Raw genomic sequence first — 12,526 nt, 5'->3', positions numbered from 1 at the left:
AACGGCCGGGGATGGCCAAGAGTTGCATTTTTATGCCTAGACAAACTAAGGCTCACATCTTGGACTTGATGCTTTTTTTCTGATCAAGATGTCTGCCAGTCTGGCGATATTTCGCCGGTGTACAGCCAACGATTTTGCTGAAGGTCATCACGAAGTAACTCTCATCAATAAAGGCGAGATAATCGGCAATATCTTTGATCTTGATACGTGTTGTCAGCAAAAAACGTTTGGCTGCTTCGATTTTCAACTGAATGTAAAATTGCTTGATTGTGACTTGAAATTTTTTCTTGAAGACCGTATTGAGCGTCTGTTCAGACATATTCAATGCTTTTGCGATGTCTTTCAGACGGGAATTATCTTGCAGATGGTTGGCCAAATAATCTTTAATGCGTTCGGCTTTATCTTGAAAAAGAGACTTTTGGTACCTGCGAAATTCACTGAAATAAATCCAAGGGATCTCCCTCAACCAAGCATCGAAATTCAAAATGTTTGTCTGATACTCAATTTTTTGGACAGATTGTGTCTGCATTTGAATAGCTTGACCAGCAGGAAAGCCCATATTGCTTAAGTTATCTGTCAACTTGCTAATTAAATCAATCAGAATATCTTTTTGGCCGCGAATTACGTTCGTCGTCGTGAGAGCTTGGCCAAACACATGACAGCCCTGCATATCCCTGAGACTCTCTTTGAATTTTTTTTCGTCCAAAATTGTCAGAGCTTCAATCATTTTGACCGTATACACGTGGAAGGCAACCAATTCGTTCATAGGCCTGACCGTGCGGACCGCTTTAATAGCGCCGTGCAGCTGGAGCAATGTGATATCCCAATCCGGAGCTGGTTTGCCAGTATACAGATAATACGTAAGCTTAGCTGTATTAATTGAATGATTAACAAAGTCAATATTTGCGAAAACATTATGCAAATCGTCGATTGGGTCTAATTTTGGTTCAAGCAGAAGGCCTTCCTGATCTGAAATTGGAATCAGCATCACATAAATATCTTTATATTGAACAATCGTATATAAACCGGCCTCTGCTTTTTCCGATGCTTCAAGCATCAGATCGCGATTAAAGTGCTTGTTTCCGACTGACACAGGAAAAATTTTATGCATGCTGTACCTCAATATATCTACTCCGGCAGCAGCAGCCAGCCAATCTAATTTATTTCCATTCATTAACTTTGATTATATATTATTTCTATAATGTATCTTCAGTTGATTTCCGAATTAGGCTGCAGATTATGAGAAAATCAGTCGGATTAAGACGAAAAACAAACTTTTTAGCCTTGTTTAATTCGTTTGCGAGAAAGTGTGAGCAATCTGCTGCTAAATAGTCACTGATAGATTTTCGGCCTTTTTAAAACTTGACAAAAAGAGAAAAAACGAACATTATCGCTAAAGACAGTTTTTTTGAAATTAAATGAATATTTAGTTTTTGTCATTTTTGTATGGTGCTAGTATTAAGGTGATACATTTTGTTTTTGAAGTTTTAGGAGAGTTAATGGATACGACGATTTCTTACCAGCGGCTATGGGAGCTGTTCAAGAAGAATTTTTTTCTGCTAATCATTTCGGCTCTGGTGCTGGCTGCAGTTGCCTATGCCGGCAGCAGGTTCCTTATTCATCCTAAATACCAGTCCACGGCGGCTTTACTAGTTAATCGCAGTAACAATACTGATCCTAATGCTGCTTTAGGCAACCAGCAGGCTGATATTCAAATTATTTATACATATAGAGACTTAGCGACGCGTCCGGTCATTCTGGATCAGGTCGCTCGCAATCTGCGTGGTCGTTATCCAGATATTAGTTCCAGTAGCCTGGCATCAATGGTGACAGTCTCCAGTGTCCAAAATTCACAGATTTTTTCTATCAGCGCTCGTTCCAATGACCCAGTTGAATCACGCGATATTGCCAATATGACGGCCGATGTCTTCAAGACTAAAGCTGTTCAGGTGATGGGCAAATCTATTTCTAATGTCTCTATCGTCTCAAGGGGACTTCGCCAAGATACGCCGGTTTCTCCGAATGTCCGGCTATTTACACTGGCCGGTTTTTTGCTGGGCGTATTTATCGTCGTGCTCTTTGTGCTAATTAAAGAAATGTCTGACAATACCTACCGTGATTTGTCCTTTCTTGAACAATTGAAATTAAATAATCTTGGCACGGTGAATTATGCATCGTTCCACAAAGGGAGGGCGAAGTAATGCCATCAAAGAGGAAAGCTAAGAAAGCATCAGCAGTTGATTTAAGATCTTCTCGTTATGGTGTACCTCTGATCACGCTGGATGATCCGCAAGATGTCGTCTCGGAACAGTTCCGCGTCTTGCGTGCAAATATTGATTTTGCGGCTGCTACTATTAATCATTTTCAGACGATTTTATTTACGAGTTCGGAAATGTCTGATGGTAAGTCTACGGTGGCACAGAACCTGGCAGTTACTTGGGCTCAGACAGGTAAACGAGTTCTTTTGGTTGATGCAGATTTCCGTCGCCCGACAATACATAAGACTTTTGGCCTGACGAACGATCGCGGTCTGACAACCGTCTTAGCCATGAATGATCAACCGGCGGAAATTATCAATACTTCAGAGCAGTCCAATCTCTTTATCATGACTTCTGGGCCGATGCCGCCAAATCCTTCTGAATTACTAGCTTCTGATAAGATGGTGCAGATTATTGACTGGATGCGTCGTAATTTCGATCTTGTGGTCATTGATTCGACACCATTATTGCTAGTACCGGACGCCCAGTCTTTGATTCCGCGGTCCGATGGAGTCGTGCTGGTTGCTACACTAGGCAAGACAAAGAAAAAGAGTCTTTTGGAAGCAGCGCATATTTTGACCTTAGCTCGTGCACACCTCTTAGGTCTTGTATCCAGAGATCCTGAAAGAGCTGAGAAAGCTTACGGATATGGTTATGGCTATGGTTATACGACGACTAATGTCATGAGCAGCGACGCCATGAAGCGAGCTTCTAATGCACAAGTTCATCAGAATACCCACCATCATAGACCAGAAAAAAAATCTGAGACAGTACAGAATCAGGCCAAAAGTACAGAGGTAACGCCCACAAAAGCGGTTGTTGAACCGACCAAGGTCTGGTCAAGTTTTGAGGCGACCAATCGTATTGCTAGCAGACAAACCAAGACACCGCCTGCCCCTAGCGCTGCAGCTAATGAAGAAACAACTGCAAAGGTTCTCCCGATGGTTGATATACATGCACATTTACTGCCTGACCCGACAAGAGGGCCTGTGACGATTGACAATTCTTTGCAGGCAGCTAGGGCGGCTGTCGCCGATAATATCCAGACCTTAGTCGTCACGCCTTACCAATCGGCCGATAAGATGGCTAATACAGCTGATGACATCCAAGCGGCTATCGCCCCTTTGAGGAATTCGATCAAAGAAGCTGGTATTCCCATTAACATCCTTCCAGGACAAGTAGTGCCATTGACAGCGAATCTTTTAGCAGCCTTTGATCATGGCAATTTATTGACGTTAGCTGATAGCAAGAAATTCTTACTGGTCGAGTTACCAGAAGATCAGATTCCAAAGATTGCTGCTAGCGTTATTTTTCAATTGAAGACACGCGGTGTGACCATGATTATCGCACATCCTGAGACCAATCGTGCTGTCTTAGCTAATCCTGGGCAATTGAATCACTTAGTTGAGCAAGGTGCGATTCTGCAAGTTGCTGCAGCTTCTATCAATGGCCAATTCGGCAGTGAAGTCGCTGATCTGGCTTTGGACTTAGTTCGCAGAGGCTTAGCGGCGACCGTGGCTAGCGGTGCGGATAGTTCCGAGATGAATCAACGCTATCATTTATCAGATGCTTATGCCTTGCTGACGCGTGCGGTTGGGCGGCGAAGTGTTGATATTCTCAAGAAAAATGCGATTCGCATTATTGGTGGACTGCCAGTCGATAGCATGGCTGCAGAAGAGTTTTGATCTAAAAGGAGAGGAGCAGGAGATGAAGGCATTGCGGGCAGAAGACGACCACATTAAAAATTTGAATGGTTTTAGTCAGAAATCAATTTTTTATTTGTGTGCTAAAAGACTGTTCGATCTATTAGGAGGCAGCATTGGCCTAATTTTGAGTATTATTCCAATGTTGTTTTTAGCTATTGTGATTAAAAAAGATGGTGGCCCGATCTTCTTTGCCCAAGAGCGTATTGGCAAGAACGGCCGTCCTTTCACCATGTACAAGCTCCGCAGTATGGTACCCAATGCCGATGATATGAAAGACGAACTCTTGGAGAAGAACGAACTGCATGGTGGTATGTTCAAAATGAAAGAAGACCCGCGTGTCACGAAAATCGGCCGTACTATCCGTCATTATTCTTTGGACGAGCTGCCGCAATTCTGGAATGTGATCAAGGGCGATATGTCGCTTGTCGGGCCACGGCCTTGCCTGCAAAGGGAACTGCGCAAGTATTCAGATTACGATAAGCAGCGTCTTTTAGTTCAACCGGGCATCTCAGGCCTCTGGCAGGTGTCCGGTCGCTCTGATCTGGATTTTGCCGATATGATTAGGCTTGATATCCAATACATAGAAGAGCGCTCATTAATGAACGATGCAAAGATTTGTCTGAAAACTGTCAGACTTGTGTTTTTTAGTAGCAAGAAGACGGGGGCATATTAAGTGGCAGATTCACAAATACAGCATGTTTATATCGTTGGCTCAAAGGGTATTCCAGCTAATTATGGGGGTTTTGAAACCTTTGTTGATAAGCTGACTGCTGGTCAACAAAATAAAAAAATCAAGTATCATGTTGCTTCACGTTCCGATAACGGTGAGTTGGCGGCTAAAAATCAGCACTTCGATTACAATGGCGCCGATGTCTTCTCAATTAAAGTGCCGCAAATTGGTTCGGCCCAAGCAATTGCTTATGATTACAAAGCTCTCAAAGAAGCTATTCAGATTAGCAAACAAAATAAGGATCAACATCCTATTTTTTATGTCCTTGCTAATCGTATTGGACCTTTTGCTCAGCATTTTGTTAAAGAAATTCATGCTCTGGGTGGTAAGTTCTATCTGAATCCGGATGGCCACGAATGGGCGAGAGCTAAGTGGCCCAAGCCTGTCCGCAAATACTGGAAATATTCAGAAAAGAAAATGGTACAGGCAGCTGATCTTGTGATTGCTGACAATCCTGAGATTGAGAAATACATAAATAAGGAGTATGCGGATTTTCATCCTAATACGACTTATATTGCTTATGGGACTGATGTACAAAAGTCCAAACTTACAAGCAAAGATACAAAAGTTCGTGACTGGTTTGCTAAAAAAAATGTCACCGAGAATAATTATTTTCTTGTTGTCGGCCGCTTTGTGCCGGAGAACAATTACGAGACGATGATTCGCGAATTTATTGCCAGCGATACAAAGAAGGACTTTGTCTTGATTACGAATGTCGAAGAGAATAAATTTTACGAGCAGCTAAAAGCCCAGACCCATTTTGATCAGGATCAGCGAGTCAAATTTGTCGGGACTGTCTATGACCAGGAACTGTTGAAATATATTCGAGAATCGGCTTTTGCTTATTTTCATGGCCACGAAGTTGGCGGGACAAATCCGAGTTTGCTTGAAGCTTTATCGATGACACGATTAAATATGCTGATTGATGTACCTTTTAATCAGGCTGTTGCTCAAGAAGGCGCCATGTATTGGACTAAAGCTCAAGGCAGTCTAGCTGCTCAGATTAATGAGACCGAGACCTATGATGCCAAACGCGTTGCCGCTTATACGAAGGCAGCTCGCAAGCGCGTGGCTGACGAATTTACTTGGGAGACTATTATTGCTAAGTATGAAGGGCTGTTCGTCAAATGATTGGTATTGAAAAAAATCGAAACGTGATTAAGGTACTGGTGACTCCATGATTTATTTTGTTATTGTAATTTACAATAAATATTTAAACAATTCTGACAGTTTCCAGAGCGTGGTGGAAAATTTGGGTGACAACAAGATTGTAGTTATTGATAACAGTGATAAGCCATTTTTTTTGTCGAGAAATAAAAATGATGTTGATTCTCATATTGCATATATACAAAATGGTTTGAATTTGGGTCTATCTCGATCTTATAACAAGGCTTTGAAGTATATTGGGCGGAATTCTTTTTCTGATAACAATTATATTTGTTGGTTAGATGACGATACAGTTTTAGACAAATCGTTTTTTAAAGTGTTATCGTCTGAGACTAGACGTCATTATGATGTGATAGTTCCCAAAATTATTGGTCAAGATGGGGTAATCTATTCCCCTAATGAAAAAGGGTTTCTTAAGAACAGATTAGTACTGAATCGAAAAAGTGGAGAAATAAACCCAAAAAAATTCAATGCTATCAACAGCTGCTTAACTGTGAAAACGTCAATATATCGGGACTATGTTTACGATGAAAGATTGTTCTTAGATCAGGTAGATCAACTTTTTTTTGATTCAATTAGGTCTAGACGTCTCACATATCGGATTCTGAATGTTCAGATCGAGCAAAATTTTTCTCAAAGAGAAAAAAAATTAGATAAAACCTATTTAACTAGATTTGCCATAAGAACTAAAGATATGATCGAATACGGAAAGATTTCGCCCTGCAGTTCGATGCCAACCGCTTATTTAAAGAATCTTTTGTTGGGACTATATTTTTCGGTGAAAATTTCAGACTTCAGTTTTTTGAAAGTTTCAATCAAATCCTTGATGCATCCATTGACGGTTGAAGGAGGCCATGATTAGATGAAGATCATTTTTTTTCAGTCCCAATTCAAAATGGGCGGTCAACAAAAAATTGTCAGACTCATCGCTCAAGAGCTGAATAAAGATAAAGATGTTGATGTTACCGTATATTATGAGAATCATAATTACTTCGATTTGAATGGTTTAAAAATCATTAGGCCACGACACTTTATTCAAATTATTAATTTGCTTAAAGTGTGTATATGGTCCGTGGTTAGGTTCATCTTTGATAAGAGATCTGTCATAGATCGCTGGCATTTGAAAAACGTTCAAAGCGCTTTTACTGATGAAGAGTACGATCTCGCCATTTTGTGTAATCCATATATCTTGTTTGTTGATGAAATCAGAAAGATTACCGGTGCGAACAAAGTAATCTGTTGGACGCACAATTTATATGAGAATTATACCGAAGTTAGGTTTAAAAGCGAAAAGCAGAAACTTTTTTCCAGTATGAGGTCGGCTGACCAAATAGTTTGCTTGGAGAGCTATACGGCTTCAAGATGGAAAAAAATTAATAACAACGTTGTGGTAATTCATAACCCAGTCACTATAGATGCTGAGGGGGAAAAATCTTCTCTCAATTCTAAAATTGTGTCATTTACAGGCAGAATACAAATAGATAGTAAGGGCTTAGATTATTTGTGTGATGTAGCCACTTATTTGGACGGTGGTGTCACAATAGAGGTCGCTGGTAGCGGAAGTAAGAAAGAAGAAACAAAATTCAAAAAGCTTATCAAACAAAAACGAGTGTCAGACAAAATCAAATGGGTCGGTGCACTTTCTGGAGAAAATTTAAAAGAGCATTATTGGAGATCTACGATTTTTTTGATGTGTAGTAGATATGAAGGCTTTCCCTTGGTAGCGGCTGAAGCAATGAGCTTTGGTTTGCCAATTATTGCGTTTGATATTCCATCGCTGGAGGAGGTTACATCAAATGGAACTTACGGTGTTTTGGTCACGAATAGCAATACTAAAGAAATGGCTGAGCAGATTAGCAAATTGTTGGAAAACCGAAATTTACTATTAAAATATCAGCGTCTTTCTTTAGAAAGAGCAAGGTCTCTCTCAGTTTCACGTATTAAGAGTGAGTGGATAAAGAAAGTTTTGGGCATTAAAAATGTTAAGTAAAGTAGAAGATGATGTGCGAACAATTGATTTTCAAGTTATTTTGATATTGTTTCTTTTAGTTTTACTTGCGTTGTCTACATTGAATGGTTTATTTTCAAACTTGGATGAGGTAGCTGGTATTTTAGCCTTGGTGATCAACACACTTTATTTTATTGTGGGAAAATTAAAGCGAATATCTCTGACCGTTATGCTACTATTGACCACATTTTTCTCAGCGGGTCTTGCTTCAAATTTTTTTAGTGGTGTTGAAAGAACGAGTATTGAAATCATAATCGATGCCCTTATTATTGCTAAACCGTTCCTGATTTTTTCTGCCGTTTATCAATTAGCTAATTCAAATACTTTGGTTCAACTGAAAAGATTGCTGGGTTCTGCAATAAAAATATTTCTTCTGATTGCGTTGTTTTTTTGTTTACTCAACCAACTTCGTATCGTTGACATGAGCGAAGCCACAAATAATTCATTTAGAAATTTTGAGTTTTTCTTTGGTTTTCCAGTTTCGTTTGCCATATTAGTTTTGGCTTTATTTGGAATAATTATGGATACACGGAAATATATTTATAAGCAACCTTTTTTCTGGATATGCACAATTTTGGTTGTGTCATCTTTAAAAACTCAGTCACTGTTTTTTATCACAGTTTTTGTATTGTTATTGGCATTGACTCGCCAGAAACCCACACAAATTAGCTTGAGAACGATTATCATTATTTTATTTTTTTCTCTCTTGACTGCTTTGCCATCTATCATCAATTATTTTCACACAAGTTTCTACTCTCCTAGGCAGGTACTCATGACTGGCAGCATTGATTTATTTAGGCAATATTTTCCATTTGGAGCTGGTTTTGCAACATTCGGATCTCCGATGGCAGCTCAAAATTATTCTCCCATATACATGAACCTAGGATATAACACACTCTATGGGATGGGGCTAGGTGGAGATAAGAGTTTCTTATCTGATAATTTTTTTGCTGAATTAATTGGCCAATTTGGTTTTATTGGTATTTTGATTTTTTTAGCGCTCGCTATCAATGTTGTGAAAACATTTAGAATTTCTCAATTAAATAAAAATCTAAACTGTTATTGTATATCGATGTTTATTTCCTTGCTCGCTATCAACATCTCGTCTAGTTTTTTTTCAAGCGCGCCAGGTGCATTAATGATGTGCGTGCTGGCAATTTTGTCGAAATCAACGACGGTTAAGTAGGCCGCATTATGCTTTAGCAAACTAGCGGATTAATAGAAAAAATAAGCGTCGTTTAAAGGAGACAAGAAATGCAAGTTAAATACTCAATAATCGTTCCACACAAAAATGATTTCAATAATTTAAAAAGGCTAGTTCATTCTATCCAAAGTCTTGAAGATTCTGAAATTATAGTGGTGGATGATCATTCGTCTGTGACAGTAAAAGACAACCTGAATAGTTTAGGAGATCAGTTTTCCAATGTGATCATTGAAAATTGTACCGCTCAAGGCGCTGGTGCTGCGAGAAATTATGGCATATCTTTAGCTCGAGGGAAATGGCTAATTTTTGCTGACTCTGATGATTGTTTTGATGAACAGGCTAGCCAAATATTACCGAAGTTTTTTGAAAGTGATTCCGATGTGGTATATTTTCGCCCAAAAGTTGAAGTTGTAAAGCGCAATGATTATCGGCTATTTCTCAGAAGATTGTTTGACCAATATTTTTCAAATCCTATCATGGCCAACGAGTGGAGCATTAGACTAAATTTCGATGTACCTTGGTCAAAAATGATAAAAAGAAAATATATCAAAGAAAACGGTTTTGGTTTCTCACGATTTTTAAAACAAGAAGATACGATGTTTTCGGAAATGGTTGGCATTAATGCTCATTTTGTTCAGATATCGAAGTATTCAATTTACAAGGTCGTTGACAGGGCTTCTTCCACGTCACACAAAGTAGGAAAGAATTTTTTTGAATCTCAAATTGACGCTATAATTGCGTCTTATGTCTATAAAGAAAATAACGTATCGGATAACAGGCTAATCAAATCTGACAAAATCCATTTTCATGAACCTTTGTATGCCGTTCTTTGGTCCTTTAAACATTATAGAAATTGGAGTTACTCGCTCGATGTATATTCAAAATTTAAAAAAAGAGATATCCCAGTTTTTACATTTAGAGCTTATAAAAGTTTGATTCAAAGGTACGCAAGTTACGATGCATAAAGGTTTAGTTTCAGTCTTGTTCCATATATATGTATTCATTTGAGAGGAGGGCCGCATTTTGATGAAGGAACAAGTAGATCCTATTACAACTCAATTTTCCCCTGGGGGGAAAAAATCCATACTTTTCATTGGAATGACATCCAACAGGGGCGGTACGGAAACTTTTATTTTCAATATGGCGAAGTTGTTGCAACAAAATTTCAATCAAGAATTTGATGTTTATATACTCGATGACACAAGACAAGGTATTTCTATGAAGAGTGATTTTGTGCAATTAGATATCAAAATTATCAAACTCAATCTTCCCTTTGGGAGACGGAACCATTTTCGAAAAAATCGAATATTGAAAAGTTTTTTTGAGGAGCGAGCGTTTGATCTTGTTCATATAAATGCTAATTCTCTTGCTTCGGTTGCTTACTTGGGTGCACTTAAGGATTTACGGACCAAAATTATTTTTCATTCGCACAATACCTCGCTAAATCTTAATAACCTTACTCAAAAGATTCTTTATTATGGACGAATGCCTCATTTTAGACACATATTAGACCATTCGAATTTAATTAAGGTAGCTGCGAGTGATGCAGCTGGTAAGTGGATGTTTCATGATAAACAATTTATCGTTCTGCCTAATGGTGTGAATCCTAAAGACTATAAAATTAATCTCGATACAAGGTCCAGTATGAGAAAATCTTTAGGCATTCCCGAGGATGCAAGTGTTTTTCTGTTCGTAGGAAGGCTGGAATTTCAGAAATATCCAGATTTTGGAGTTACAGCTTTTAATGATTTGTTAGTGCGCTTTCCTACATTACAAGGAAAAGTTTTTCTGGTTATGGTTGGTGGAGGTTCGCTAGATGGTTTCTTACATACACTGTCTACGCCTAATAAGCAATATATTAAATTTTTAGGTGTGCGACGAGATGTGCCCAATTTAATGAGCATGGCTGATTTCTTATTGTTGCCTTCCCGTTTTGAGGCGATGCCGTTTGTCGCCATTGAAGCGCAAGCTAGTGGAATGAAAATTTTGCAGTCAGCTGAAAGCAGAAACACCAAAGGCGAGATAACGGAGGGCCATGATTTTCCTTCACTACGTGATTCACTTTCTGTTTGGTCAACTTTTATGAAAAAAATGATTGATCAAAGACCCTCGGTATTGAGTAGGAAACGAGATAATGAATTAATTCAGAAATCCCCATATAACATGTCCGTGGGTTTTGTGCGTTTTATTAATGAGGTTTATTTAGGAACTATATCTACTGAAAAAGAAACAAATTTTTGACGACGCTTTGTTGTTAAATGAAGCACCAGATCGAACGTGTTGCTTTTTCTGACGGGGAATTTGAAAGTGTGTGATTAGTTCTTGATCAATTTAGGTTTCTGGAAAAGAATGCAGGCTAATGGTAATTTTGTCTATCTAAAGTTATGAGATAAAAAAGATAAGAAGAATGGAAAATGGAAATTAGAGAGAACTTAATTAGTATCATCATGTCGATCTATGAGGAACCGTTTATTTGGGTTATAGAAGCCTTGGACTCAATCATTCATCAAACGTATAGAAACAAAGAATTAATCATAGTGGTTGATAACCCTGATTATTATCCGCTACCTCAATTAAAGGATAAAATAGAAGAAATGGATTTTCCTATAAAGTTGATAATCAATAGGGAGAATTTAGGTTTAGTAAATTCACTGAATTTGGGTATCCAGGTGGCCCAAGGATCTTATCTGGCTCGTATGGATGCAGATGATGTGATGCTCCCTGACAGATTAAAAAAAGAGATGTTCTTTTTAAAGAACAATCAACTCGACCTTGTAGCTTCATCAATTTCTTCGATTGATGAAAACGATCGTTATATTAAAAGTAACAGTATTCACCATAACTTGATCGGGGTGCAAGTATTAAAACTCGAAAAGATCAATAATTTTTTTTGGCATCCAACGTGGCTGGCAAGGAAGGAAGTGTTCACCACTTTATCCGCATATCGAAATATACCCTCAGTGGAAGATTATGATTTTGTGGCAAGATCTTTAGTGTGTGGATATAAACTCGGTATGATGAAGGATAAATTAGTCAAAAAAAGAGCGAATACTCACTCGATTAGTTCTGTGAATGAATACAGACAATTTCTAATTTCTAAGATTATCAGAAAAAATCTCAGACGGGGAATAATTACTCCAGAGAAAGAAATTCAAAAGGCCATTTCAGTGTCTGACTCTATAAGGGAAAAGAAACGCTATGTTATGGCTAAACGAGTTATTGATCAGATTTCACTAAACGACAAATTTCTATTAATACTCAAGAGTATTAAATTTTCTTTTTTTATTTCATTTTCGTATTATGCGCGGGAACTTTTTATAGATAAGTGCAAACAGCGCTTTCTCTTCTCTATTACTCGTATGATTCGGTACTAGAGAATGTATTGAATTCGAAAATAATATTCTAGTTTAGGTTAGGACGATTTAGTATGATATCTCAAGATTGGGTCAAGAG

General features: G+C 38.4%; 11 protein-coding genes. 10 read left to right on the top strand and 1 reads right to left on the bottom strand.

The window, feature by feature from the left end:
• Positions 1-52 precede the first annotated feature (52 nt).
• The gene (locus OKIT_RS00340) at positions 53-1,174 is read right to left on the bottom strand and encodes a helix-turn-helix domain-containing protein (RefSeq protein WP_007744304.1); all 1,122 of its coding nucleotides are present in this window, start codon (positions 1,172-1,174) and stop codon (positions 53-55) included.
• Between the two features lie 325 nt (positions 1,175-1,499).
• Here OKIT_RS00340 and OKIT_RS00335 point away from each other — a divergent pair, with 325 nt between their 5' ends.
• The 10 genes from OKIT_RS00335 to OKIT_RS00290 all read left to right on the top strand — a co-directional run bounded on the left by OKIT_RS00335 (position 1,500) and on the right by OKIT_RS00290 (position 12,447).
• Complete coding sequence (locus OKIT_RS00335) at positions 1,500-2,201, top strand: YveK family protein (protein ID WP_007744302.1); 702 nt, start codon at positions 1,500-1,502, stop codon at positions 2,199-2,201.
• A complete protein-coding gene (locus tag OKIT_RS00330) occupies positions 2,201-3,943 on the top strand; it encodes a polysaccharide biosynthesis tyrosine autokinase (protein WP_007744301.1) in 1,743 nt (580 codons plus the stop codon). The genes OKIT_RS00335 and OKIT_RS00330 overlap by 1 nt, the downstream gene beginning before the upstream one ends.
• Positions 3,944-3,965: 22 nt before the next feature.
• Positions 3,966-4,637: a sugar transferase gene (locus OKIT_RS00325; RefSeq protein ID WP_007744300.1), complete on the top strand. Its 672-nt coding sequence runs from the start codon at positions 3,966-3,968 to the stop codon at positions 4,635-4,637.
• The gene (cps2T, locus tag OKIT_RS00320; RefSeq protein ID WP_007744299.1) at positions 4,638-5,825 is read left to right on the top strand and encodes a beta 1-4 rhamnosyltransferase Cps2T; all 1,188 of its coding nucleotides are present in this window, start codon (positions 4,638-4,640) and stop codon (positions 5,823-5,825) included. It abuts the gene before it with no gap.
• 46 nt (positions 5,826-5,871) lie between these two features.
• Complete coding sequence (locus OKIT_RS00315) at positions 5,872-6,723, top strand: glycosyltransferase (RefSeq protein WP_007744298.1); 852 nt, start codon at positions 5,872-5,874, stop codon at positions 6,721-6,723.
• Entirely contained in the window at positions 6,724-7,851 is a 1,128-nt protein-coding gene (locus OKIT_RS09295; protein ID WP_007744295.1) for a glycosyltransferase, read from the top strand.
• Positions 7,841-9,055 (top strand): O-antigen ligase family protein, encoded by a 1,215-nt coding sequence (locus OKIT_RS00305; protein WP_007744293.1) that lies wholly within the window; start codon positions 7,841-7,843, stop codon positions 9,053-9,055. Before OKIT_RS09295 ends, OKIT_RS00305 begins: the two co-directional genes overlap by 11 nt.
• A 68-nt stretch (positions 9,056-9,123) precedes the next feature.
• Positions 9,124-10,038, top strand: coding sequence for a glycosyltransferase family 2 protein (locus OKIT_RS09290; RefSeq protein WP_007744291.1), 915 nt, complete (start codon positions 9,124-9,126; stop codon positions 10,036-10,038).
• Between the two features lie 61 nt (positions 10,039-10,099).
• The gene (locus OKIT_RS00295; protein WP_007744290.1) at positions 10,100-11,314 is read left to right on the top strand and encodes a glycosyltransferase; all 1,215 of its coding nucleotides are present in this window, start codon (positions 10,100-10,102) and stop codon (positions 11,312-11,314) included.
• Between the two features lie 173 nt (positions 11,315-11,487).
• The gene (locus OKIT_RS00290; RefSeq protein ID WP_007744288.1) at positions 11,488-12,447 is read left to right on the top strand and encodes a glycosyltransferase; all 960 of its coding nucleotides are present in this window, start codon (positions 11,488-11,490) and stop codon (positions 12,445-12,447) included.
• Positions 12,448-12,526: the final 79 nt, after the last annotated feature.

It is taken from the genome of Oenococcus kitaharae DSM 17330 (assembly GCF_000241055.1).
Classification (GTDB): Bacteria; Bacillota; Bacilli; order Lactobacillales; family Lactobacillaceae; genus Oenococcus; species Oenococcus kitaharae.
This window is presented reverse-complemented; position numbering and strand designations above follow the sequence as displayed.